Genomic DNA, 23,614 nt, shown 5'->3' with positions numbered 1-23,614 from the left:
AACCTTACTTTGCCTGTGGTGCTACTAGATCCAGCCAGACGCACATTCACCACTTACATTTGTGCGAGTGGGCGATTTGGCTGGACGGCTGTAATGGTAAAGCGAAAATCTATGACAGAATACGGATCGAGTGCATCTCTCGGCAACGTAACGGAAGGCATGCTCGATTTCGGCGGACAATGCTATCCCGACGCCCGTGCGAGCGATCCGCGTTCGCTAGGGTGGATGCAAGGTTCTCCGCCGCCCGCGGATAAGCAGATTTCGTTCGAGGGTGGCCGCTTTCTGGATTTTCCAGAAATCCGGTGGAGCCTTTCGCACATGCGGGAGCTCGTGCCGACTGTGTCTGTGCGCCGCGGCGCTAATGCACCGCTCTCCTTTGGCGCGCCATCCGCCGCTGACGCCGCGGCAGTGGAAACGTTGATGTTCAGCGACATCAACGGTCGCGTCCGCCGCTTTGATGAGGCGCTGTTCGACACCTATACTGACGGAATCGTGGTTCTGCACCGCGGACGCCTCGTCTTTGAGCGTTACTTTGGCGCGCTTGAGCCACATCTGCCCCATGCCTGCTTCTCGGTTACCAAGTCTTACGCGGGTACACTCGCCGCAGTTTTGGTGCACGAAGGCGTGCTCGACGACAGTAAGCGAATCCCCTACTACCTGCCCGAACTGCGCGGCACTGCCTGGACAGATGCCACGCTCCGCCAGGTGATGGACATGCAGACCGGTCTGGACTATTGCGAAGACGAGGTCGGTGAGCAGTCCAGCTCCTCAATTTACATGCGAGCCTGCCGCACCCGGCCCCGCCCGGTCGGCTACGATGGCCCGCAGACGTCGTGCGACTATCTGCGCAGCGTGCGCAAGGAAGGCCTGCATGGTGAGGTCTTCGCATATAAAAGTGTAAACACCCAGGTCATGGCTTGGGTGATGTCACGTGTGACTGGCCGGTCATTTGCGCAGTTGCTGCATGATCGCCTTTGGCGCCCGCTCGACTGCGAGGAGAACGGCTATTTGGTCGTCGATCCCGCTGGTATCCCCTCTGCAAGCGGCGGCTTGTACGCAAACCTGCGCGACCTCGCGCGCTTCGGCGAATTGATCCGACACGAAGGTGAATGGGATGGCAAGCAGCTCATTCCTTCCGGTGTCGTGGATGATATCCGTAGCGGCGGAGAGACCGCAAAATTCAAGGACGAGGCATTGCCCGGCTACTCCTACCGCAACATGTGGTGGGTGAGTCACAACGAGCTCGGGGCTATCGAAGCGATGGGTATCCATGGACAGCGACTATACGTCGCGCCCGGAGCGGAGATGGTGATCGCGCGCTTTGCATCGCATCCAATGGCTTCTTCTGTGTTCAGTGATACAATTACCATTCCGCAAATGTTGGAGGTGGGACGGTTGCTGCGAGGCTAATCGCCTACCATCCCTGACGGCTGCTAAGTCCGGGAAGAAGGAAAAAATCCAGTATGGACTACGAGCAATTCCTCCAAGATTACATGAGCCGGCCAGTCGTCAAAGAGATTGCGTTTCCGGAGTCAGAATTTCAGCTCCGAATTGGTGAAGTCAGGAAGGTGATGGATGAGAAGGGCCTTGACGCTCTCCTTGTTACGTACGCTCCCAACGTGAGCTATTTGAGCGGTTACCAAAGCTTCGGCTCGGGCTGGTATTCCTGTCTGATACTGCCTCGTGAAGGTGAGCCCATTCTCCATATGCACGAATTGGAAATCGGGCCCGCCATGCTCACCTCGTGGGTGAACGACATCCGCGTTATTAAATGGTCATACGGAGGAGAAGCGGAAGGGCTCGCAAGCATCCTCAAAGAGCGGAGCTTGGAGGGGTGCCGGATTGGAATCGAGCCCAAAAGGGCCGGTCTCAGCATCGATCTCTACGAAGGATTGAAACGTGCGCTGCCCGATGTGACGTTCATTGACGCGTCAGGGGTGGCTGCGCAACCGCGGATCATCAAATCACCGGCAGAGGTGGATTACATGCGTCAGGCGGCTCAGATCACGAAGAAGGGTGTTGATGCTGTATTGCCGGTGATCAGGCCGGGGGTCACTGACAACCAGATGGCGGCGGTTCTCTATCACACGCTTATCAGCGAGGGTAGCGAGTATTTCAGCACGCAGCCTATCGTGTCAGCAGGTCAAAGGAGCGGCATCTGGCATACCACTTTCAGGCGTACGCCCGTTCAGACTGGGGACACTGTGATCCTAGAGTTTGGCGCTGCTTACCAGCGCTACACTAGCGCGATCATGCACGCAGTCTCCATCGGCAAGCCTTCCTCGGCGGTTGAGAGATCGTCGAAGATCATCAACGAAACGCTTGACCTGCTATTTGAAGCGGTTAAGCCGGGCCGCACCGCGCACGACGTCGCGCGGGAAGTCGGCGTCGGGATGAATGAGATCAGTCCCGTACCAATTGTATTAGGATACTCCATCGGGCTGGGGTTGCCTCCGACGTGGGGCGAAGACCTTTACTTCATCCGCGAAGGGATTGACCTAGAGCTGAAGCCAGGCATGACCTTCCACTCCCCGTTAACGGACCGAACGCCTGGCACGCCGGGGGTAGGTTTCAGTGAGACGTGGGTCGTTACAGAGACAGGATGCGAGATCCTTACCATACATGACCGGCAGTTGACCGTGGTCGAGGTCTAGCTCGGATATCTCACACTGTCTTTCGGCGTAGACTCTGGTGCGGCGACTTTGTGAGCGCGTGAGTTGCAGCCAAGCGTAATCGCCGCGCCGAGCGGTTGTTGTGGTTTGGTGATGTCCTTGCTGTCGACGGGAAGGGGTGGAAGGGCGCTCAAGTGGCTGCCGCGAGCCTGGCATATGTTCTTCCTGAGCATCCGCATGCCCGCGGCGTTGAGTTCGACCACTCTGCTCCGCAGCCGCTCCAGATCAACATAGTCGCCATAGGTGTGGACCCGCCTTTGGAGAGCATGCTCGCTGGTCGCTCCAGTTTGCCACAGGATCTTGCGCCAGACCTGGCCCTGGAAGCGCTTCTGGTCGAGGACGACCTCGCCAATGATTAGGCGCAGGATACCCTTTCGCTCGGCCGATGTTGTGGAAGGGGCGTGCCAGATGCCAGGCAGGTCTTCTCCCAGCTTTTGAAGCGCTTGGCGGTCGGATTCGCTCAACACCAGGGGCTCGTTAGACCGCCTTCGTTCATAATCCTGTTCGATCGCCTCGGCCACGCGCAGCTTCTCTTCCCAGCCGCGCTCCAACGACCGGGCCACCAGGCGATTTTCCAGCTCGACCGCATCATATTGGCGTCGTGCTCTTTCCGCCTCATAGCGTGCCCGCTCGCGCCGTAGCGCCCACTGCCGCTCAAGCTGCCGCGTCTCCTTTTCGATCTGGCCCAGCGCGGCGATGGCGATAGCGATCTGGTCCCCCCGTCGAGAATGGTGGCGGCATTGGATGTTTGGTAACCCAACTTTGGCCGACGCCATTCTGGATCGCCTCGCTCACAACGCCTATCTCGATCTCACCGGTGAAAGCATGTGAAAACAGCGCCCGCCGATCGCAGCCGAAAACACCGAAGCTTGACCTGAAACCAAACCCAACCCAAACATCAACAAGACAGGATCAGACCGAAAAATGGCCGCCTTGAAATCGGAATGGTGGCCGGCTTCATCGGAATACGCACTCATCAGCCGCCGACAGACCTCTTCCTTGCGAACGAGACCGAGAAGCTGCTTCGTCAGGCGGACGAACTCTCCCAGCTTTGTGGCGAGGATCGTTAGCAGCGGCTCCATCAGCGGCATTACAACCGGATCTGTGCCGGCCAACTCGCGCACACGACCGGCGAAGGCGGTTCGCGGACGGCCTGCCCAGCTAGACGGCCCCCGCAGGATCGCCCGGATCACGTTCTCGACATGCGCACTTCATTTAGCACCGTGAGGCGGGCGACGATACGGAAGCTCCGCCCTTGGTACCCGTCCAACTCCGGCCGTCGCGGCGAGCCCAGTTCCATGCTGGGCAGACAGTCCAAGTTCCCATGTTCCGTCCAACCTTCATGCCCGTAGCGGGAGCTTTACCCCAGGCGATGCGGAAGACCAGGGCAATGAGAGCTTCCCCGTCTCGAACGCGTTGTCCGCGCCCTGCAGTGAGGATAGACGAGCCCCACCGCGTCTGCTTCTTACCTCCCACGCCATCGCGCGGCTTGGAGGCGTTACCGGTTGAATCCGAGACTTCCAGCGCTCACTGCGTTATCTCGCCATAGACATTTGCGGCAGCGGCCTGCGGCGGATGGATCCGCACCCGGTACGGTTCAGGCCGATCTGCTTATGACACTCATCCGGGAACGTTTCTGCAACAAAATCTTCGAATAAAGTTAAACAATCTTTGCGGCCGGATTTCGCTTTCAGTGGTATATCCCCTGGAAAATTCGGTTAAGGTATCCGATTTGATGCGAATGTCGAAAAATGGATCCTAATTTACTTCATGTTCACTGCACAGGACGGAGATATATCAATGGCAGTAAGAGCCATAATCCTGCTTGGAGGAGCAAGTAACAGTCCGCTATACGTCCAAGCGGCCAAGCGTCTCGATCTCCATCCAATTACCCTCTCAGCCGATCCAGAGGTATACGAATATCTCGCGGGAATTGAGGCGGTCCGTGTCGACGAACACGACATCGATGCTCTGATCCGCGAATGTTCCCTGCTAGGAGCGACCTATGACATAGCTGGCATTGCCAGCGCCCAGGAGTCGGTCAATGCGGCGGTTGGCAAGCTCTGCCAATACTACGATCTGCCGGGACCGGACCCCGCAGCGATTGAACGGTGCTGCGACAAATTCGTTCAACGTCAGCTACTCGCGGACGCGGCCGTTCCAATACCTGCCTATCGCTTGGCGGCGAATGCGAACGACGTAGAAAGCTGTGCTGCGAAGATCGGTCTGCCGGTGATTGTTAAGCCAGCCGTTGGCATCGGTAGCAGCGGCGTCCGATTGTGCCGCACCGTCGATGAGATTGCTGAACATACTGATTACCTGTTGGGTGGGGAGCACATATGGCGGTCTTCGCCAAAGATACTAGTCGAGGAATTCGCTCAGGGCCCCCATTATAGCATTGAAACAATTGGGAATGAGGTCGTTGGAATTGGGACCATCGACTTCGGCCCCCCCCCGCATTTCGTCAGTCGGGAGTACATCTATCCAGCCCCGCTGACCGATGACGAGCAAAAGCGTATCGTCGGTATTTCGTTGAGCTGTTTGCGAGCTCTCGGCCTTGGCTGGCAACCAACGAACATTGATCTACGGTGGACGAGGTTTGGACCAGTCGTCATTGAAGTCAATCCGCGTCTTGGTGGCACGCCCGTACCCCAACTGGTTCAGCAGGCTTACGGTGTTGATCTCGTTACCGAGCACATCAAGCTTGTCATCGGGAACGAATGGAATTTGCGTAGAAGGTATTCGAATACTGCTGTCGCGCGGTTTCTAGTTCCTGATCGCGATGGCATCCTCGATTGGATCGACGGCGACCGTCGCGCGGCAAACCTATCGGGTGTGGCCGAGGTCAAGTTTTACGTTGAACCCAAGACGCGGATCGTTAGGAAGGGCGATTACCGAGACAAGATTGGACATATCATCGCCGCTTCGCCCACCCTTGCTCAGGCCAAGGTGACACTCCAACGTGCTGTCGACTTAATCGATTGGTCGATCACTCCATATCCGTCACTTGGCGACTAGGAACAATGCCCTATCCCGACCTTGGTGCAATTGCAAATTAGAAGCATGAACGGGCTGAGCTTTGCAGCAAGAAGCTGAATTGGGACGCATGGGAGGATCGGCACGCTACAGATCAGCGGCCGAACTGCGAATGGCGATTTCACGTTGTCTCCATCGACTGCTTGACGCCGCCGCTTCCGAAGACATGCGTCCGGTGTTGATGCTCCACCATGCCATGTTTCTCGGCCATCAGCCAGACACGCTTCAGATTGGACCCGTAGCGGCAAGGCCGTAGATCGGGTCGTTGGCCTTGTGCACGACCTCATCGCATCGTCGAAGCAGATGACCGGAGCCAGCGGCCCAAATGTCTTCTCCTGGGCCATCGTCATGTCTCTCTGGAGTGTCGCCGTCAAACAGAGTGTCCTACTATCTCCATAACAGCGGCTAACCCCCGTGGGTCGGTCAAATCCCCCGGGGTATGGTCTGAAACTCCCCTCTGACGATCACCGGAAGGCTACTGGAGAGAGCGCTAGCCGTTAAGGCAGGACGTTTATTTTTCGCCCCTTTCATACAGCGGGGGGCCAGGAGTTGAACGTCTTGAAGGCACATCTGCAAGCACCGTACTATCATCACTTGATCGCAACACCAGCCAGCGCGAGATTCAAAGGCTGACGGGTGTCGATCGCAAGACGATTCGGCGTTACCGAGCGCAGCGGGCTGGTGCGGAGGCAAATTCCCCCGGGAAGTAACCACCGGCTCGGCAACCTCGGAGGACCGAATTCCTCCACCCCGACCATCGGCTTTTGGGGTCGGGAGGGATGGTCACCAGCAGCCTGGCCCGCTCGGCCTGTGAACCGGATCGGGCGTGGATAAAAGAACAGGTCCGCCTGAAGCGAAATGCCCAGGCGATTTACCGGGACTTGGTCGATCAGTTTGGGACTATCCGTCCCTACACTGCAGAGAGATATTGGGCTTCTGACTCAGCGATGGGCAGTTTACGTTGGGCTGCTTGAACCGCATCCGCCGACCCACACCCGAAAGCATTGCGCGCTCGATGATCGCCAAGTGATCAGTGGCATCATTCGTGCGGGTGGGCCGGCGGACGCCGGGCGGCGTTCCGTCGGTCTGGGATCGCGTAAGAAGATCGGCGCGCATTTTCTTGGGACCGGCGCTCTCTTTGGTCTCCGTCTCTTGCGCCGTTGCTCAGCGGTTCTCCTGACCATTCATAGAGATTCGCGGTATGGATCGAAAAGAACAGCCGGCGGAAAATAATTCCGGCCAACCCCGTAAATCTGGCCGCGGCGAAGATCAGTGATCAAGTGGCGCAACGGTCAAGCCGATCAGACGGCTAAGCCCTTTACTGTCCAATCGATCGAATGACAGCGCCATCGCTTCCATCTCCTCGGCCCTGCCCTCGCTGATCAAACCGTTCGTGAAATTGACGTATTTGCTGTGGAACTCTTCCGCGCTCATAGGATTGTCGCGATCGCCTTTCGGCGTGCGCGGCTCCGACATGATTTGGCGGCCGTCCTTTAGGTAAAGCGTGACGTCGGCCCAGCGCTTGCCCACGCTGATGCGGGTGTAGTGCTCGGTTTCAACAAGCTCGGTGGCATTGGAAATGCGTCGGATTTCTTCATCTTGCAGAACCTCCGGCAAAAGCTCCTGCGGCCCTATTTTGCCACGCACGATCATCGTCGCAACCGGGAACGCGATCGAATAGCTCATTTCGTCCAGCGTCTTCGGGTTGTGACCAGCAAGCCGAACGGCATAGTGAAACGTCTGAATCCGGACGCGCGTGATATCCTTGCTGGAAAGGTAGTTGTCATGCATCAACTCGCGCGCGGCATCGATCGATGGATGCGCCCAGCGACAGACCGGATAGGGTTTGTATGAGGTATCTTCAGCGACACGCCAAGCCTCTCCGAGATCATACCACCACGGCTCGGCGCTGGCCCCCTCGGCCGTGATCGCCGGCGCGCCAGTGAAGCCGAGGTCAGCCAAATAGGCTGCCATGACGCCCGATGGCGCACCCCAGCCGACGCCGTCGCGCAGCATGGTTGGAAAATCGATGCAACGCATCATTTGGCTGCGAGGACCGTGATATTCTGCAATGCCCGCTGCATGGCGCGTCTGCTCCTGGCTGAGCCCCAGCAGTCGGGAGACTCCCGCCGCCACGCCGACCGCTGTCCACGCTCCTGAAGTGTGGTAGTCGGAGACGGTGCCGTGAAGCGTCAGACCCGCGCGGTAGGCAACCTCATAAGCAACGGCCAGCGCAACCATGAATTCCCTTCCAGAAATTGCGGCGCCCGAAGGCCTAAGCGAATCCGCTACAGCAAGCAGCGCAGGAAACACCGCCGAACCGGCGTGACCCTTGCAGGGGCTGTTGTTGTCGTGGCCATCGATCGAATCAATGGTAAAAGCGCCGGCGAATGCCGCTCCCGCCGGGCTGACGGGGCGCCCGTCGAAAATCATCCTGGCCGCGCCGATTTCAGGCGACGAGCGCCATAGGCGATCGGCAATCTCCCTAGTGATCGACGAGATCTGCGTGGTTGCGCCCACCACCGCGACGCCGAGCGTGTCTGCAAAACTACGCCTGAGAATGGCACGGACCTCCTCGGGAATGGCATCGTAGGTCAGGCTACCGGCAAATTCGGAAAAGGTGATCATGTTAAACCTCGCACAATCTCTGATGCGGCCTTCAACGGGCCAATTCCTATGATGACAGTATTTTCTAGGGACGCCCCCATCCTAGATAGTTTCGACACCGCATAACTTGGCAAATTGCGATGCCGTTAGAAGGCGGCTTCACCATCGGTCGACGTGCCGGATCCGCTTGTCGATGAGCCCTGCGCTGGCCTACGATGCGGCGGCGATCTTCGATTGGGGCTGTCCCTGCGGCTACCCCTCGGCGCAGATGTACGAACAACGCGCGGATTAAGGTCACGGCCCTGATTTCGACCCCTCTTCGTCCGGCGCCGACGCGAGGTTGCGATCAAAGCAGAGTCGCCACGTGCCATTCGACATTTTCCTTCTGAATCATGTGGATCCAGAACCCGTCGAAACCGGCCTTACGGATGACGATGATAGGAAAGCATCGTCTAATTCGCGACCGCGCTTTATTCCTGACTGCGAAAACCGCGTCGGCAGCCCAGCGGCATCGCCGCCACGGACCATGCGCTTAGACATCGCTGTCGGTTGCCCGGTGACAGCAACGTGATCAGTAAGGTCGATTGGCTCAACTCCATCGAAACGAATCATTGCCCATGATTAGTACAGATCGGGTTTAATACTTCGACTGGGGTAGACATTTCCACTCTGTCGCGGAACTGGGCGATATCCTCCAATTGGGAACTGACAGTCCCCGCTCCCGCTGCGGCCTACAGCCCTATTCGCTCGTTCGGGGCAGAAAGTAGTGCTGATGGTCGAAAGAAGCACATTAATTCCGGAGACCAATTCTTCATCCAAGATCGTCAGCGGGGGCATTAGCTTGATGATCTCGTCGGATGGCCCGCACAATTCAACGATGAGTTTCCGCTTGTATGCTTCGGCTTTTACCTGAGCAGCCAGCTTCTTATCAACGATGTCAAGCCCAAGCATCAAACCGCATCCCTTAACAAGGTAGCCGAGAGGAGCACCGAATTCCGACAACATTGCTCTGGCAATCCTGCCCTTGCGACGGATCTCGCTTTCAAAGCGTTTGTCAGACCAATACTTTTGTAGGGCAGCAGTGGCCGTGACGAAAGCATGATTATTACCACGGAATGTACCATTGTGTTCACCGGGACCCCAAATGTCGATGTTTGGGGCAATCAAGACTAGAGACATCGGAAGACCGAATCCCGAAATCGATTTCGCCATTAAGACAATATCCGGACGAATGTCGAAGACCTCGAAGGCAAAGAATGGGCCTGTGCGGCCACAACCGGTTTGAATCTCGTCGACTATTAGGAGCGCGCCATGGCGCCGGGCAATCTGTTCTATTTCTTTGACCCAGTGAAGCGTTGGCACATTTATCCCGCCTTCGGCTTGCACAATCTCGAGAATGACTGCGGCTGGTCGGTCTATCCCGCCGGACGGGTCACTCAACTGTTTTCGCAGCAATTCAGCCGTATCGCAGTTGAGCCCGAGATAGCCATCGTACATCGCGCGATGAACGCCGTGGAGCATGGAAGCGGATGCTCCCCGGTGGTAAGAATTCGCCGTAAGGGCTAACGCACCGAGCGAACAGCCATGAAAAGCGTTGGTAAACGCGATGATGTTGCTGCGACCGGTCACCTTGCGTGCGAGCTTGATGGCAGCCTCAACGGCATTGGCGCCGGTGGGGCCGGTGAATTGAATTCGATATTCAAGCGATCTTGGACGCAAGATCAACTGTTCGAATGTGTCGATAAACTCCTGCTTGGCGCGTGTGCGGAGGTCGAGCCCAAGAGCAATGCCATCGTTTGAGATATAGTCTTGAAGGGCAGACTGCATCACTTGGTCGTTGTGTCCATAGTTTAATGACCCACACCCGGCTAAAAAGTCGAGGTATTTGTCACCGGTCTCGGCGATCAGATAACTCCCCTTCGCTCCGACGAATATTGCAGGGTAGAAGCGACAATAGCTCCGCGCTTCCGATTCAATGTCCTCTTTCATCGCATTTTCTCCAGGGGACGTCATGATTCGAGTTCTGTCGGCTCTGCACCGAGTTGAAACAGAGAAACCGCATATTGCTGGCACGAGTCCGTCCAATGCTGAACCGGCCGGAAATTATACAGGCCGAGCAGCTTGTGGAACACATACAATTCAACCTTCCGCATGATCTCCGTCCTAATCATCTCTCCCTTCTCGAGATGCAAGGAGAAATTCAGATTTTTTAGATTGATCATTTGTTCCTGCGTTGCTTCCAGATGGCTCTCCATTCGATAAAGCGATTTATTATGGAATGCCACGTGTCGAAACTGGAATAGATCAAAATCTCCACCGAAACGCCAGTTCAAATGTTGTAGGACACATAAGTTGGTCAGAATAGCCGTTTGATTATTGTAGGCCGCCTCTAGGATTTTCGTTTCTTTGTCCAAATCCATCCCGACCAAAAGATAGTCGCCAGAAGACAAAGCCGATCGCGCCGATAGGAGGAGATCATGCAATTCGTCATCGTGCATGTTCCCCATAGTGCTGCCGAGGCAAACTAAAAGCTTTGGTCCAATTAGATTGGCGACTTGCGCGAGTCCGGTTTGGTAGGTCCCGACAATTCCTAAGAAGTCCAAATCGGTTGTCACGGAGAGAATGTTCTCAGCCGCCCTCTCCAAGATCGAGCGATTGATGTCGATGGCAGCGTAAGAAGTGCGGCCGTGTTCCTTCAAGTATGCGTCAAATAAAAGAGTCGTTTTCTCCGCGTTTCCAGATCCCAGCTCAACGATGAAGATAGGACCTGTGATGTCGGCTATGGACGATGCATGTTGGGATAGTATGTCCTTTTCTGTTCTGAACAGGTAATATGTTTCCTCGTGACAGAGACGTTCAAATAGGCGAGAACCTGCATCATCGTAGTAATAAATGGAGTTCACGCTGCGCGGTGATTCCGATAAGGACGCCACCAATAGGTCGCCCTTGAATAACGTTTCTTCGGGTACATCCGCGCCGAGGATCTCATATTTATTGCGTGTAACCACTGCGGTTGTCCCGGGACGATGTCGAGCCATAGAGATAACTCCATTCAATAACGGTGTACTGGGGATGCGTACGGAACGGCATGCGTATTGACGTTGTCACCAAGGGCATGAATATCGTCGGCAGCTCCCGCCGCTTCATAAAAAGGTAGCTTCAAAAGTCGTGCCAATTTCGCCGATAGAGCGTTGGAATGTCTATTTCTGAGTGTTGTTCAATGACTTAAATGGGGTGCAGTGGGAGCCAAGCCGTTAACATTGTGTCGAGGAGCCGACAGACCCGACAGCAGGTGTCGGTTGTCGGTGTTGGTTGCGTGAATCAAGTGTTGGAAGAATGGGCGGCTCATTAAGCTGCTGATCAGGAAGCCTCGCCATTGCGCTGTATCAGTTCGAGGGCTGGTTGGGGGTTGGTCGCGCTATCGTGACGACCGCCTAGCCCGTTGTCGGGGAGCCGGGAGCTCAAGACGGGTCGTGGCTCTTCGCCGGTTCCGAGCGCGGCGCTGCCCGGGCAGCCGCCATGTCCACGCTCATTACGACGGCAAAGCTCAACGATGTCGATCCGTTGGCCTGGCTGGCCGACGTGCTCGCGCGCATCGCCGGCATCCCACATAGACGGCTTCCTGAATTGCTACCGTGGGAATGGAGAAAGCCCGATCACAAGCGGCAGCCGCCTGAACCATGGCAGCGATCGCCCACGTCTTCATGATCCGGCGCGTCGCTCAAATTCTGGGCCAGGATGAAGACCTGCTGTGGGACCTGTCGGACCAACTCGAGCCTGAGGATGGTAAGCTGTGGGTCTCGATGGAATCGCAACCCCTGCCTTTAGCGACTTCGGCATCGAGGCCCTTCGCAAAATCATTCGAGACCCAGCTCGATCCAACTGGCTAACAGGCGACAGCTAGTTGTCCCTTCAAATCCGGCACGCCGCGGTCACTACCGGGTGCTTACTTTTTGAAGCACTTCGGGCTCGATACACTCCGCGACCTGCCTGATCTGGAGGCGCTTGAGGACGCGGGCTTGCTGAACGGGAACAGCGGTGCGGCCACGACGATGCCAATCGGCGCGATGGCTGAAGACGATTTCGGCAACCATGATGACGAGGGTGTCACCTCATGAAATCGCGGCCAGCCCCGATGCGGGCGGGTTCCCGCGGTCGAACCCAGAAGGGTCTCCGCATAGATGTCAGCAATGAGTTCCGCAGACACGTATCGCTAGTCCGCCGCCGTAGTACTGGGGGGTGTCACAACGGCCTTTTCAACAACGCCAGAGTCCGCGATTGGCGGGGGGCGTTGGCGGCGACGAATACGGAATCGTGCTCGACCTTGATGAGGATTCCGCCATTCTGGTTGTTGTGCTTTGCCTCTGGGTTTCGCGTGATGAAACCCAGCAGAGGTGGTTTTGCGCCGTCCGCAGACTTGTCGGGCGAGCGGATCTCGCTGTATCCACCGGTGAGCTTGCCTAGCGGCAGGCCCCTTTGCAGAAGCCGCGCTAAGGTGTCAGTTGATTTGAGAGCTTTGAGCGGATCCTTGCCTTTCGGCATGACCTTGACTTCGGGAATTGCGGCGATCGCAGCCATCAGCTCATCGATGGCAGCCTCCGTCATGACGAGGCGGGCATTCTCGGCATTGTCCTCGTCTCGTCCGAGGTAACAGACGGCTCCATCCTGAGCGAGCGTCGGCAGGTTGAGCGTCTGCACCGTCTTCGTGTCGTCGAAATACGATGGTGACCGTCACAGGAAACGTCGCCGGCATTTTGGCTGGCAAACCGACTCGGCCAAGGCGCGTAAGCAGCGATTGTTGCAGATCGAGAGCGTAGTTCTCCCGCATTCGCTGAAAGAGGAAATAGGCGACGTCCGCGGCTAGCATCGTTCTGATGGTGGCGCGGCTCTCGGATCGCAAGTCTTTGGCGTCCCATTGTAGCCGAATGGCGCTGCATCCTCTAAGCGGCCGAGAGGCGTGGTGAGGGTATTGCCATAGTCCCACGACGTGTGTGTCAACGGGCTGACATCGCCAGCCAGCAGAAGAATTCGTTTCGTGCCCTCTTCGCGCACAAGATCGCAGGCGGGCGTCATGACGATGAATGCGTCGCGAACGTCTTTGTCCTGATTGGGTGCGGGATAGTCGCGGCGCAGGAAAACATCGCGAAGGCAATCGAGGGCTCGAGCTTGTTGGTCACTACGCCGAGGCGCGCTCGATGCTGCCACACTGTCTGATGAACGAGATGCTGGAGGTCGCTCGTTCCGGCAATATGTGGTGCGGGATAGAGGCTGAGGTCGACATCCTTGAGTGCACGGGCTGCCTCAATGGTGGGGCCATCGGCCTCGATCTCAAACTGCAGGGCGCTGTCGAAGACGTCGACGAGGTAGCTGCCAAGCGGCTGCCCTTCGAAGTTCAGAAGCAGCTGGCTGATCTCACCATAGTCCGAGAGATCGAGCCTTCTCACACTCTTAAAGAAGCGCGCCGTCGCCCCTCGAGGCTCGCTTCGTAGTTGGAGAGGAAGGTTGCGATCTTTAACGCGTCAGCGAGGTGCGTGGCCAAGCGTTCGAGCGTGCGTGGAAGATTATCTGCCTTAAGCAAGTCGTCCTTGCGGTAGAACCTAAACAGGGCGCCAAGCAGCTTCGCCTGGTCGCGGAAATGGGCCCGCTTGTCATTGAGTAGGTTGCTGCGTGACATAAGGGCAACGGGTGGCGGTGACGCTTGGCGTTCAGGGTGCCGCCCAGGTGCTCGGCATTCTCTTTCGCAATGTAGAGTCCGAGGCCGCGCCGCTTCGACTTCTCCTTGAGCGACCAAAAAGGTCGGAAGACTTTTTCGATGTGATCGTGCGCAATTCCGCTGCCATTGTCCTCGAACGTGATGGTGGGCGGGTCGCTCTCGATGGTGACGGTTATGGTGGGAACGAGCCGCGGCTCGCGGTTTTTTCGCACCTGAGTCCAATAGAGTGAGTTGGAAAGCATGTTCTCAATGATCTGAATCAGCATGCCTTTGACAAGGCGCACCCGCACGGGGCTTTTGGGCTTAGTGATCCTGAGCACCACTCCGTGGCGCTCAAACTGTGCGGCATGGCCCTCCTGGATGTCGTCGAAGAGTTCTGCAAGGTCGAAGACTTCGGACCGCTGGCGGCCGGAAACGCTGAGCTGATCAAGCACGCGCAGCCGCTTCGACACGCTCTTCATTTCGGAGCGCAAAGTCTCGAGGCGTGCCTTGATCTCCGATGGCAGGTCTCTGCCCTTTAGTGCTTCCAAAGCTTGCAATGCGCCCTCGGTCGCACGGGCAAGTTCGTGTGCCACGACCTCGACCATCAGCCCGACGCCAGCCATCTGAATCATTTGCTTGCCGTCGGCTTCGACTTCTTCGATGCGTTTCTGGGCGCGCGCCGTGAGGTCTTGGAACTCGACGAGCGCGTGCTGGAGATCGTCGACGACCTCTTGCTCTTCCTTGGGTACGAGCCTTCGGACTCGGGCAATCGCGCCGGACGCGCGCGATTTTAGCTGGTCGATTTGCGATTTCACGTCGCCGAGTTCAATTGGGGTCAGCTTGTGGCGCCGATCCACGTCCTTAAAGAAGTCCCAGAGTAGGTCTTTGACGACATGCCCAAGAATCTGAACGAACGCCGTTTGTTCCGGGTTGACGCGGAGTCCCTCGCGATTGGTTTGATCGAGCAGATGTGGGTTGCCCATACGCGTAATCTGAACGTGGCCGACAAACTGGTTCTTGTTCAGAACATAGCCGGTGCGGCCGAGCGCGCGGCGATCCAAGCCGAGCCAGTCATCCTCCTCGTCGCCATAGGGAAAAACGCGGAAGCCATCGCGAAAGAGCAGAATCCCGCTCCAAATCTTCTGCAGGTCGCGGACCTCGTTGCGATTACCGATGCCGTCTATGGCTGTAAAGTGCCGCCGATTGTACCAGTAGCCTTCAAAGTTGAACGGTCCAATCGAGACGAGTGCGCTCGACGGAATCTCGTCCGAGGTTCCAGTGAGGAGGCCCTCGAGGTCTGGCTCAGTGAGTGTAATGACGTCCGCCTCTCTCGGATGGGTGTAGCCGAGGTTGACGGCATCCAGTCGTACGAACAGCTCGGGCTTCCCGTCCTTGATCTCATACTGACCCCTGAATGAGGCGTGAGCGGCTTCCAGAAGTGTCTTGTCCATGAAGTCGATTGGGATAGGCGGGCGCGACGCTGCTCGAACTCACGCTCGATCTCCTCAACCCGCGCGGGCGCGCTGAGTTCGTTGAGCCCTTCGCCCAGACTCCAGGTGAACGGTGAGCCATGGGCACGCGCCGTCTTCTCGTACCCCTTAGCTTCGTGGAATGCTTCGGGGTGCTCGCGCATCAGCCTTGGCCAACGAAGCGGCGGTTTTCTTTGCCCAAGCTGCAGGACTTTGAGGACTCTCATCCGCGAACTGGACGATGACATCGAATGTGCGCAGCGCCCCGGTCGAAAAGTAATGGCTCTTGGCAGCGATCGGTCCCACACCCAATCGTGACGGTAGATCCGCGAGCACATCCGCATCGAGCTTAAACGCGACCTTGGATATGGCCTCGTCGAGGTCGAAATCGCTGCCGGCGAACAGAGCGTAGCCACCGAGCCTGGACTGCCGGATAAGGATCGCCCGGTTGACCAATTCATCGATGGCAGCGGTGACCTCTGCCTTGTTGGCTTCGGGAGCGCACAAGGAAAGGATGTCGTCGGCAGGGATCTCGGCGTGACCCAACGTCACGCCGAAAAAGAACCGCAGTGCGCACACCGTCTGGTTCAGCGCCGGCCACGAGATTCCAGTCGAGACCAGATGCACCTGGAAGGCGCGAACGTCCTCCAGGTCAAGCCGGTCCGGAGATCGGCCACAGTAGCGAGAGAACTTCGCTACCGCGTGCACGTAGGATCGTTGCGTGGCCGGCGACAGATTGCGGATCGTCATGTCCTCGAATCATGCGTCGGCGAAGCGGGCTCAACTCGGCCCATCTCATTGCTCCTGTTCTCAAGGTTGTGCTTCAACAGCAGCAATCCTTCAAAACAGAAGCGTCATTCGCAAACCGGTGCACCAAATGCCGCGTCAGCGGCTTCGTTCAAACCCCTCTCGATTCAACCTGAGGGTCCGACGCTCTAGTGGGGAGCGGCGGCGGCGCGCGGGCGCATCTCTTCGCCAATTCCGTGGTCGAGCTCGCCGGGCGGCGGATTGCGCCGCTCATCTGCTACGAGCAACTCCTCGTCTGGCCTGTCCTGCAGTCGGTGCTGCACGCGCCCGACGCCATCGTCGCCGTCGGCAATGGCTGGTGGGCCACCGGCACCTCTATCGCCGCCATCCAGAACGCGAGCACGATTGCCTGGGCGCGGCTCTTCCGGCTGCCGCTCGTCACTGCCTTCAACAGATGAACAGGGAGCTGCCATGATCGACGCCGCCCTCATCCAGCAATGCGCCGATCCCGGTCTGCAGCCGGCGATCGTCGATAGATTTATCGCCGAGGGCGGCTCACCCGAACCGTTGGCCATCACGGTACAATCTGGCGACCGGCTCCTGCTGGTTCCCCAACCGAGCACGCCGGACGAAGCCATGGCCTTTGGCCGGAAGCATATCGGCAAGGCCGTGGTGCGCGTCGGCGTCACTAAAGGATCATCCAACGTTGTGCTCAGAGCTTCGTCGGATCGCTCGCTGCTCCAAGTCATCCGGGAGGCGACACAGCGCAGTGGCATCGAAACGGACGCCTACTGGGCGACAGCGAGGCGATTCAACGATCTCGAGCGCCTCAACTTCAACAAGACGAAGATCTCCGGCAGCCCCGTTGCGGTTAAGAGTGAGTAGCTCTTCTATTGATATAGGAAATTAAGCAAGGGCAACACTCTTATCTCACGAAGCGGCACTGCCTCGAAGATTTTCGCCGTTGCGGCGCTGTTTGCGTCGGGTGCCGGGACCCATGCCGAAATGCGCCTGAAACGCGCGTGAGAAATGGCTGCGGTTGGAAAACCCCGTGGCAAGCGCCACCTCGACGAGCGGAAGGTTCGACTGCTGCAGGATCTCGTCGGCTTTCTCCAACCGCAAAGACCGATAGAACTGCATTACGCTCTGTCCCAGTTGTTCCTTTGTCAGCCGCTCCAATTGCCGCTCCCCTATACCGCTCAGATGGGCCAGGTCATTCAGGTTCAGCGGGTCCGCGATATGGCTCGTCATCAGTTCCACCATGGCGACTAGCGCGGGATGATGCAGATCATACCTGCGCACCGGGTCCAGTTGCTGCGGGGCCTCGGCCTGCCGGATGCCGGTATGGATGAACCAATCGCTTACCGCGCGGGCTAATTCCACACCGTGATCTGAAGCGATCAGGGCGTGGGCCATGTCCAGCGGAGCCATGCCGCCCGCGCAGGTGAAGCGGTCACGATCAATGACGAACAGGCGCCGTTCGATGAGCGCGTCGGGATACATCTCCCGCATCGCATCAATGTGCTGCCAGTGAATTGTAAACCGGCGTGACGACATCACACCCGCCGCGGCCAGGATTGCCGCCCCGCCTGAGATCCCGCCCAGTGGCACCCCCGAACGGGCAAGACGGCGCAGCCAGCCCAGAATCCTGTCGTCCCGATAGGTCAGCGGATTGCCGCCAGCCACGACAAAGAGAATGTCGAGATCAGTGCCTGCCTCTGAAACAGGCACTGTTTCGAACGCGCCCGAGACGGAACTGCGCATCCAGCCGCCCTGGTCCGAGACGAAGCTGAGATCGTAGAGCCGCCGCTCGCTGAGCAGATTGGCGGCGCGCAGCGGTTCCACCGCCGAGGCCGCGGACATCAGGCCATAGCCTTCGATCAGCAGGAAACCGTATCGCTGCGGTCTGCCGTGACGATACCCGTCAATCATCCCATGGGAATCCTTCCGTCCCATTCATCCTGTTGTATGTCCGACAGGCGCACGCGGATGTCAATTTCAGAAACAACTCTTCGCCCTTGCCGTGACATAGTCTCGGCAGTCCAAGGAGTTCTCGCTATGAGGTTTTCGGGCTTCCGCGTCTTTGCCGAAGCAATCAAGGGGCATACAGGTTGGCGGTCGCTGTGGCGCAATCCCGACCCAAAGCCCGCCTACGATTACGTGATCGTCGGCGGGGGCGGTCACGGTCTGTCGACGGCGTATTACCTGGCCAGGACATTCAGGCAATCTCGTATCGCCGTATTGGAGAAGGGTTGGCTCGGGTCCGGAAATGTCGGGCGAAACACGACGATTATCCGGTCGAACTACCTGCTTGCCGGCAACGAGCCGTTTTATGAGTTCTCGATGAAGCTCTGGGAAGGACTGGAGCAGGAACTCAACTTCAATGCAATGGTCTCGCAGCGCGGCATCATTAACCTGTTTCATACGGATGCACAGCGAGATGCCTTTCGGCGCCGCGGCAACGCAATGATGCTGGCGGGTGCGGACGGCCGCCTGTTGAGCCGTGAGGAACTGCGCGCCATGGTGCCGTTCCTGAACTACAACAACGCGCGCTTCCCGGTCAAAGGCGGCCTGATGCAGCCGCGTGCCGGCACTGCGCGGCACGATGGCGTGGCCTGGGGCTATGCCCGCGGCGCCGACAGCCACGGCGTAGACCTGATCCAGAATTGCGAGGTGAAGGGCTTCCGGGTCGATCGCGAGAAGGTGCGTGGCGTGGAGACCTCGCGCGGCTACATTGCCGCTGAGAAGGTCGGCGTGGCGGTGGCGGGCTCTTCGGGCCGGGTCATGGCGATGGCCGGAATGCGGCTTCCGATCGAAACCCATGTCCTGCAGGCCTTCGTCACGGAGGGGCTCAAGCCCACCATTCCGGGCGTTATCACCTTCGGGGCAGGCCATTTCTACATCAGCCAGTCCGATAAGGGCGGGCTTGTCTTCGGCGGCGATATCGACGGCTACAATTCCTATGCCCAACGCGGCAATTTGCCGGTAGTCGAGGGCGTCGCCGAAAACGGCATAGCAATGATGCCCATGATAGGGCGGGCGCGGCTCCTGCGCATGTGGGGCGGCCTTGTGGACATGTCGATGGACGGTTCGCCGATCATTGACCGCACGCATATTGATGGCCTCTATTTCAACGGCGGCTGGTGCTATGGCGGCTTCAAGGCGACGCCAGCCAGCGGCTATGCCTTTGCCCATCTTCTTGCCACCGGCTCACCTCACGAGACCGCGCGCGCCTACCGGTTCGACCGGTTCGCTCGGGGCTATGTGATCGACGAACGCGGTGCCGGTGCCCAGCCCAATCTCCACTGAGGCGGTCCAATGCTAATCCCCCATCCACTTCTGGGCCTGCGCGATGCTCAGGAATTCACCTATCTGGGCGACGCGCGGCTCATCGACCGTCCAGACCCAACTGCGCCCGATGCCGAGGCCGCCTTTTGCGATTACGTCTTCCTGCGCGACAACCAGGCGGGCGCGCACCGCGAGTTGTGGTTCCACGAGCAGGGTGATCGGTCATGGCTGGTGGTGACGCGCGACACGGTCACCCATGAAGTCCTCTGTGCGGAACTGGCTCGCGATGTCGCCCTTTCGCGGGCGAGGTGCAGCAAATGACACGGCTTGCCGGAGGGCTAATCAACCGCTCGCAGAGCTTGAACTTCACTTTCGACGGCAGGCGGTATCAGGGCCATCCCGGCGACACGCTCGCCTCGGCGCTCCTGGCCAATGGCGTGCGTCTTGTGGGCCGCAGCTTCAAGTATCACCGTCCCCGCGGGGTGCTCTCGGCCGGTTCGGAGGAACCGAACGCTCTCGTCGAACTGCGAACGGGGGCACGGCAGGAGCCAAACACGCGTGCCACGGTGGTGGAGTTGTTCGAGGGCCTGGAGGCACGAAGCCAGAACCGCTGGCCCTCGCTCGGCTTCGACGCGTTGGCTATCAATGATCTGCTGTCGCCCTTCTTCACCGCCGGCTTCTACTACAAGACGTTCATGTGGCCGAAAGGCTTGTGGGAAAAGCTCTACGAGCCGGCGATCCGCAAGGCGGCGGGCCTCGGGCGCCTCTCGATGGAGGCCGACCCGGATACCTATGACAAGGGGTTCCTCCATTGCGACCTGCTGGTTATCGGCGGGGGGGCGGCCGGGCTTGCGGCGGCGCTTACGGCGGCGCGCTCAGGCGCGCGTGCGATCCTCGCCGACGAGGATTTCCGTTTGGGCGGGCGGCTTCTGTGCGAGCTGGAAACGCTGGACGGAGCGCCGGCCACCGACTGGATCGCCGCGCTGGAAACTGAGTTCGACAGCCTGCCGAATCTGCGCGTGATGCGCCGCACCACGGTGTTCGGGATCTATGATCACGGCATCTATGGCGCGGTGGAGCGGGTTTCGGATCACTTGGCGCAGCCGGGTGCCCGCGTCCGCCAGACACTCTGGCGCATCACGGCGAAGCGCGCGGTCCTCGCTGCCGGCGCGACAGAGCGCCCCATCGCCTTTGCCGACAATGACCGTCCGGGAATCATGTTGGCGGGCGCAATGCGGGCTTACGCTAATCGCTGGGCGGCGTGTCCGTCCGAGACGGTCGCTGTCTTCACAAATAATGACGACGGTCATCGCACCGCGCGCGATCTTGCCTCCAAGGGCGTCCATATTGCTGCCGTTATCGACGCGCGCCCCAAGGCAACAGCCTTGGCCGACTACCGCGTTATTACCGGTGGCATGGTCACCGCCTCACGCGGCCGGCTTGGCCTGAAATCGATCGAGGTTCACGCAAACGGCAGGTCCGAATGGATCGAGTGCGGCGCGCTGGGAGTCTCGGGCGGCTGGAACCCGAATGTGCATCTGGCCTCGCACAATTGTGGCCGGCCGATTTGGAATGATGTATTGCAGGCGTTCCTGCCGGGAGAGGATGGTCCCTCGGGAGTGCTTCCGGCGGGCGCGGCGGCGGGGCATTTTTCGACAGCCAAGACACTTCGCTCGGGCGCGGCGGCAGCACTGCGCGCGCTGAACGTACTCGGAATTGCGGCAGCACTGCCCAGTCTGCCGCGCTCGGAGGAGTCGCGCTACGGAGTCGCGCCCATCTTCCACGTGCCGGGCAGGAAACGTGCCTGGGTCGATTTCCAGAACGATGTGACGATGAAGGACATCAAGCTCGCTCACGCCGAGAACATGCGGGCCGTCGAGCATCTGAAACGCTATACGACGCTGGGCATGGCGACGGATCAAGGCAAGACAGCCAATGTAACCGGGCTCGCCGTGATGGCGGAACTCACTGGGAAAACAATCCCGGAAACCGGCACGACGATCTTCCGCCCGCCCTACACGCCCGTAGCACTTTCGGTGCTGGGGGGCGGCGATGCAGGGCCGCATTTCCGACCGCGCCGCCTGACGCCGACCCATCATTGGGCCAAAGCGCAAGGCGCGGTGTTCGTCGAGGCCGGCCAGTGGATGCGTGCGCAATACTATCCGCGTCCGGGCGAAACGCATTGGCGCCAGAGCGTGGACCGTGAGGCCAGGGCCGTGCGCAGCGCGGTGGGCCTGTGTGACGTGACCACGCTCGGCAAGGTCGATGTGCAAGGCGCCGACGCCGGCGAGTTCCTCAACCGGCTATACAGCAACGTGATGGCCACGCTGAAGGTCGGCCGTGTCCGCTACGGGCTGATGCTGCGCGAAGACGGCTTCGCCTATGACGACGGCACCTGCGCCCGGCTGGCCAAGGATCACTATGTGGTCACCACGACGACGGCCAATGCGGGGCTGGTCTACCGCAACATGGAGTTTGCGCGGCAATGCCTCTGGCCGGATCTCGATGTGCAGATCTTTTCCACGACCGAGGCCTGGGCGCAGATCGCCGTCGCCGGGCCGAAATCGCGCGCCCTGCTCGCCCGCATCGTGGGCGGCTTCGATCTGTCGAACGAGGCCTTCCCCTTCATGGCCTGCGCGGAGCTCACCGTGTGCGGCGGGCTGCGCGCGCGGCTCTTCCGCATCTCGTTTTCGGGCGAGCTTGCCTATGAAGTTGCGGTTCCCGCACGATACGGCCACGCATTGATGGAGCGGCTCGTGGAGGTGGGTGCCGATCTCGGAGTGACGCCTTACGGGGTGGAAGCGCTGTCCGTGCTGCGGATCGACAAGGGACACGCCGCCGGCCCCGAGTTGAATGGACAGACGACGGCCGCCATGGTCGGACTCGGCAGTATGGTGTCGCAGAAGAAGGATTCCGTCGGCGCCGTGATGTCGCGGCGCGAGGGCCTTGCGGGCGACAGGCGACGCCTGGTGGGGCTGCGGCCCGTAGATCCGGCCGGGAAGGTGGTCAGCGGCTCGCATCTTTTTGCCGAGGACGCGCCGCAGAGTTTTGACACTGATCAGGGCTGGGTCACGTCGGCCTGCTACAGTCCGCATGTCGGCTCGATGATAGGGCTCGGTTTCCTCGAGAACGGCGATGAACGGCTGGGCGAGGTGATCGTGGCCGCGAACCCGCTCGAAGGCGAAAGCGCGCGCCTGCGCGTCGTCCCTGCCTGTTTCGTCGACCCCGAGGGAGAACGTCTGCGTGACTGACCTGAGACCTATCACCGCGCTCGGCACCGTGACACCCGGATACGCATCCTTCGGAGCGCTCGACCTGCGGGAGAATGCCGGTCTCGCGCTTGCCTCTCTGGCGCTGCGCCGGGGAACTCTTGAGCCGACACCCTTTGGGCTCACTCTTCCCGAACCAGGCCGCTGGGTTGCATGGCAGGGGGTTGCCGCGCTGTGTACCGGACCGGATCAGTGGATGATCGAGGCCGAAGGCCGCGCCGAGCTGGATTTTTCCGCCGAGCTCAAGCAGGTCGCCCCCGGCTGCTCGGTGACCGAGCAGACCGATGGCTGGGTGGCGATCGAGATTGTCTCGCGGGCAGGCACAGGGCTCGAGGCGTTGCTGTCGAAGCTCGTCAATATCGATCTCGCGAATTTTGGTCCGGGCGGTGCGACACGGACCGGCCTTGAGCATATGAGCTGTTTCGTCATCCGCCGTGGCGACGTCCATGCCGCCGTGCTGGGCGCGCGCTCGTCCGCCGGATCGCTCTGGCATGCGCTGGAAACGGCTGCAAAGCGGCTCGAGGAGAAGGTGGCGTGACTGCCCAGATCATCGACGGAAAGGTGTCCGCGGCGCAGCTGCGTTCGAGAGTGGCTGGGCATGTAGCGTGGCTCAAGAAGGACCACGGCATCACGCCGGGCCTGGCTGTCGTTCTGGTAGGCGCTGATCCGGCGTCGGAAGTCTATGTGCGTAACAAAGGACGGCAGACCATCGAAGCTGGCATGAGGAGCCTCGAGTACAAGCTGCCCACTGAAACGAGCGGCTGAATGCCGATCCTGAGATTCACGGTATTCTCGTCCAACTGCCTCTACCCAAACATCTGAACGCGGATC

The 23,614-nt window shown here is 59.3% G+C and carries 19 protein-coding genes and 6 pseudogenes; 15 read left to right on the top strand and 10 right to left on the bottom strand.

Annotated elements, in window-relative coordinates; translation table 11 throughout:
• Positions 1–111 precede the first annotated feature (111 nt).
• Together EJ070_RS01360 and EJ070_RS01355 are read left to right on the top strand one after the other, a co-directional pair.
• Complete coding sequence (locus EJ070_RS01360) at positions 112–1,410, top strand: serine hydrolase (protein ID WP_126038349.1); 1,299 nt, start codon at positions 112–114, stop codon at positions 1,408–1,410.
• A 53-nt stretch (positions 1,411–1,463) separates the two neighbouring features.
• Positions 1,464–2,654 (top strand): Xaa-Pro peptidase family protein, encoded by a 1,191-nt coding sequence (locus EJ070_RS01355; RefSeq protein ID WP_126038352.1) that lies wholly within the window; start codon positions 1,464–1,466, stop codon positions 2,652–2,654.
• On the opposite strand, the gene EJ070_RS01350 is transcribed toward EJ070_RS01355, so the two are convergent.
• Positions 2,651–3,448, bottom strand: a complete 798-nt coding sequence (locus tag EJ070_RS01350) for a hypothetical protein (RefSeq protein WP_189350306.1) — start codon at positions 3,446–3,448, stop codon at positions 2,651–2,653. The genes EJ070_RS01355 and EJ070_RS01350 overlap by 4 nt on opposite strands.
• Here EJ070_RS01350 and EJ070_RS36630 point away from each other — a divergent pair.
• Positions 3,411–3,503, top strand: a pseudogene (locus EJ070_RS36630) (AAA family ATPase); the annotation flags it as partial. The gene EJ070_RS01350 and the pseudogene EJ070_RS36630 sit on opposite strands and share 38 nt — an antisense overlap.
• On the opposite strand, the gene EJ070_RS01340 reads toward EJ070_RS36630, so the two are convergent.
• Positions 3,473–3,865 (bottom strand): hypothetical protein, encoded by a 393-nt coding sequence (locus EJ070_RS01340; RefSeq protein ID WP_126038358.1) that lies wholly within the window; start codon positions 3,863–3,865, stop codon positions 3,473–3,475. The pseudogene EJ070_RS36630 and the gene EJ070_RS01340 overlap by 31 nt on opposite strands.
• A 607-nt stretch (positions 3,866–4,472) precedes the next feature.
• Here EJ070_RS01340 and EJ070_RS01335 point away from each other — a divergent pair.
• Together EJ070_RS01335 and EJ070_RS01330 are read left to right on the top strand one after the other, a co-directional pair.
• The gene (locus EJ070_RS01335) at positions 4,473–5,690 is read left to right on the top strand and encodes an acetyl-CoA carboxylase biotin carboxylase subunit family protein (protein WP_126038361.1); all 1,218 of its coding nucleotides are present in this window, start codon (positions 4,473–4,475) and stop codon (positions 5,688–5,690) included.
• 531 nt (positions 5,691–6,221) lie between these two features.
• Positions 6,222–6,607: pseudogene (locus EJ070_RS01330) on the top strand (IS21 family transposase); the annotation flags it as partial.
• 370 nt (positions 6,608–6,977) lie between these two features.
• Here the strand turns inward: EJ070_RS01330 and EJ070_RS01325 are convergent.
• From EJ070_RS01325 to EJ070_RS01315, 3 genes are all read right to left on the bottom strand, one after another.
• Positions 6,978–8,336: an MmgE/PrpD family protein gene (locus EJ070_RS01325; protein WP_126038364.1), complete on the bottom strand. Its 1,359-nt coding sequence runs from the start codon at positions 8,334–8,336 to the stop codon at positions 6,978–6,980.
• Positions 8,337–8,936: 600 nt separating this feature from the next.
• Positions 8,937–10,304: a diaminobutyrate--2-oxoglutarate transaminase gene (gene ectB, locus EJ070_RS01320; RefSeq protein WP_126038367.1), complete on the bottom strand. Its 1,368-nt coding sequence runs from the start codon at positions 10,302–10,304 to the stop codon at positions 8,937–8,939.
• Between the two features lie 20 nt (positions 10,305–10,324).
• A complete protein-coding gene (locus tag EJ070_RS01315; RefSeq protein WP_189350303.1) occupies positions 10,325–11,323 on the bottom strand; it encodes an L-histidine N(alpha)-methyltransferase in 999 nt (332 codons plus the stop codon).
• Positions 11,324–11,786: 463 nt separating this feature from the next.
• Here EJ070_RS01315 and EJ070_RS01310 point away from each other — a divergent pair.
• The 3 genes and pseudogenes from EJ070_RS01310 to EJ070_RS36815 all read left to right on the top strand — a co-directional run.
• Positions 11,787–12,023, top strand: a pseudogene (locus tag EJ070_RS01310) (transposase domain-containing protein); the annotation flags it as partial.
• Entirely contained in the window at positions 11,996–12,205 is a 210-nt protein-coding gene (locus tag EJ070_RS01305; RefSeq protein WP_245455139.1) for a hypothetical protein, read from the top strand. The pseudogene EJ070_RS01310 and the gene EJ070_RS01305, both read left to right, overlap by 28 nt.
• A gap of 63 nt (positions 12,206–12,268) precedes the next feature.
• On the top strand, positions 12,269–12,433 hold the full coding sequence (locus tag EJ070_RS36815) for a hypothetical protein (RefSeq protein WP_245455140.1): 165 nt from the start codon (positions 12,269–12,271) through the stop codon (positions 12,431–12,433).
• Between the two features lie 124 nt (positions 12,434–12,557).
• Here EJ070_RS36815 and EJ070_RS01295 read toward each other — a convergent pair whose 3' ends face one another.
• The 4 genes and pseudogenes from EJ070_RS01295 to EJ070_RS01275 form a co-directional block, all read right to left on the bottom strand.
• Positions 12,558–13,013, bottom strand: coding sequence for a hypothetical protein (locus EJ070_RS01295; protein WP_126038373.1), 456 nt, complete (start codon positions 13,011–13,013; stop codon positions 12,558–12,560).
• A gap of 371 nt (positions 13,014–13,384) precedes the next feature.
• The gene (locus EJ070_RS01290; RefSeq protein ID WP_126038376.1) at positions 13,385–13,759 is read right to left on the bottom strand and encodes a hypothetical protein; all 375 of its coding nucleotides are present in this window, start codon (positions 13,757–13,759) and stop codon (positions 13,385–13,387) included.
• Between the two features lie 67 nt (positions 13,760–13,826).
• A complete protein-coding gene (locus EJ070_RS01285; protein ID WP_126038379.1) occupies positions 13,827–15,461 on the bottom strand; it encodes a HAMP domain-containing sensor histidine kinase in 1,635 nt (544 codons plus the stop codon).
• 543 nt (positions 15,462–16,004) lie between these two features.
• A pseudogene (locus tag EJ070_RS01275) lies at positions 16,005–16,278 on the bottom strand (site-specific integrase); the annotation flags it as partial.
• Between the two features lie 142 nt (positions 16,279–16,420).
• Between EJ070_RS01275 and EJ070_RS01270 the strand changes: the two are divergent.
• Positions 16,421–16,684: pseudogene (locus EJ070_RS01270) on the top strand (nitrilase-related carbon-nitrogen hydrolase); the annotation flags it as partial.
• A gap of 13 nt (positions 16,685–16,697) precedes the next feature.
• On the top strand, positions 16,698–17,111 hold the full coding sequence (locus EJ070_RS01265; RefSeq protein ID WP_126038385.1) for a hypothetical protein: 414 nt from the start codon (positions 16,698–16,700) through the stop codon (positions 17,109–17,111).
• 45 nt (positions 17,112–17,156) lie between these two features.
• Here EJ070_RS01265 and EJ070_RS01260 read toward each other — a convergent pair whose 3' ends face one another.
• A complete protein-coding gene (locus EJ070_RS01260) occupies positions 17,157–18,158 on the bottom strand; it encodes a GlxA family transcriptional regulator (RefSeq protein WP_126038388.1) in 1,002 nt (333 codons plus the stop codon).
• A gap of 126 nt (positions 18,159–18,284) precedes the next feature.
• On the opposite strand from EJ070_RS01260, the gene EJ070_RS01255 reads away from it, so the two are divergent.
• The 5 genes and pseudogenes from EJ070_RS01255 (at position 18,285) to EJ070_RS37570 (ending at position 23,605) form a co-directional block, all read left to right on the top strand.
• On the top strand, positions 18,285–19,535 hold the full coding sequence (locus EJ070_RS01255; RefSeq protein ID WP_126038391.1) for a sarcosine oxidase subunit beta family protein: 1,251 nt from the start codon (positions 18,285–18,287) through the stop codon (positions 19,533–19,535).
• Positions 19,536–19,544: 9 nt separating this feature from the next.
• Entirely contained in the window at positions 19,545–19,835 is a 291-nt protein-coding gene (locus EJ070_RS01250; RefSeq protein WP_126038394.1) for a sarcosine oxidase subunit delta, read from the top strand.
• Complete coding sequence (locus EJ070_RS01245) at positions 19,832–22,765, top strand: sarcosine oxidase subunit alpha family protein (protein ID WP_126038397.1); 2,934 nt, start codon at positions 19,832–19,834, stop codon at positions 22,763–22,765. The genes EJ070_RS01250 and EJ070_RS01245 overlap by 4 nt, the downstream gene beginning before the upstream one ends.
• Positions 22,758–23,321, top strand: coding sequence for a sarcosine oxidase subunit gamma (locus EJ070_RS01240; RefSeq protein ID WP_126038400.1), 564 nt, complete (start codon positions 22,758–22,760; stop codon positions 23,319–23,321). Before EJ070_RS01245 ends, EJ070_RS01240 begins: the two co-directional genes overlap by 8 nt.
• Positions 23,318–23,605: pseudogene (locus tag EJ070_RS37570) on the top strand (tetrahydrofolate dehydrogenase/cyclohydrolase catalytic domain-containing protein). The gene EJ070_RS01240 and the pseudogene EJ070_RS37570 overlap by 4 nt, the downstream one beginning before the upstream one ends.
• Positions 23,606–23,614: the final 9 nt, after the last annotated feature.

This window comes from Mesorhizobium sp. M1E.F.Ca.ET.045.02.1.1 (assembly GCF_003952485.1).
Classification (GTDB): domain Bacteria; phylum Pseudomonadota; class Alphaproteobacteria; order Rhizobiales; family Rhizobiaceae; genus Mesorhizobium.
Note: the sequence above shows the minus strand (reverse complement) of the source record. Positions and strands in the feature narration are given on the sequence as shown.

Bases quoted from the DNA above. Each gene is read 5' to 3' on its own strand.
- EJ070_RS01360 (WP_126038349.1), top strand. From the start codon at position 112: ATGACAGAATACGGATCGAGTGCATCTCTCGGCAACGTAACGGAAGGC.
- EJ070_RS01355 (WP_126038352.1), top strand. From the start codon at position 1,464: ATGGACTACGAGCAATTCCTCCAAGATTACATGAGCCGGCCAGTCGTC.
- EJ070_RS01350 (WP_189350306.1), bottom strand. From the start codon at position 3,448: ATGGCGTCGGCCAAAGTTGGGTTACCAAACATCCAATGCCGCCACCAT.
- EJ070_RS01335 (WP_126038361.1), top strand. From the start codon at position 4,473: ATGGCAGTAAGAGCCATAATCCTGCTTGGAGGAGCAAGTAACAGTCCG.
- EJ070_RS01325 (WP_126038364.1), bottom strand. From the start codon at position 8,336: ATGATCACCTTTTCCGAATTTGCCGGTAGCCTGACCTACGATGCCATT.
- ectB (WP_126038367.1), bottom strand. From the start codon at position 10,304: ATGAAAGAGGACATTGAATCGGAAGCGCGGAGCTATTGTCGCTTCTAC.
- EJ070_RS01305 (WP_245455139.1), top strand. From the start codon at position 11,996: ATGGCAGCGATCGCCCACGTCTTCATGATCCGGCGCGTCGCTCAAATT.
- EJ070_RS01285 (WP_126038379.1), bottom strand. From the start codon at position 15,461: ATGGACAAGACACTTCTGGAAGCCGCTCACGCCTCATTCAGGGGTCAG.
- EJ070_RS01265 (WP_126038385.1), top strand. From the start codon at position 16,698: ATGATCGACGCCGCCCTCATCCAGCAATGCGCCGATCCCGGTCTGCAG.
- EJ070_RS01260 (WP_126038388.1), bottom strand. From the start codon at position 18,158: ATGATTGACGGGTATCGTCACGGCAGACCGCAGCGATACGGTTTCCTG.
- EJ070_RS01255 (WP_126038391.1), top strand. From the start codon at position 18,285: ATGAGGTTTTCGGGCTTCCGCGTCTTTGCCGAAGCAATCAAGGGGCAT.
- EJ070_RS01250 (WP_126038394.1), top strand. From the start codon at position 19,545: ATGCTAATCCCCCATCCACTTCTGGGCCTGCGCGATGCTCAGGAATTC.
- EJ070_RS01245 (WP_126038397.1), top strand. From the start codon at position 19,832: ATGACACGGCTTGCCGGAGGGCTAATCAACCGCTCGCAGAGCTTGAAC.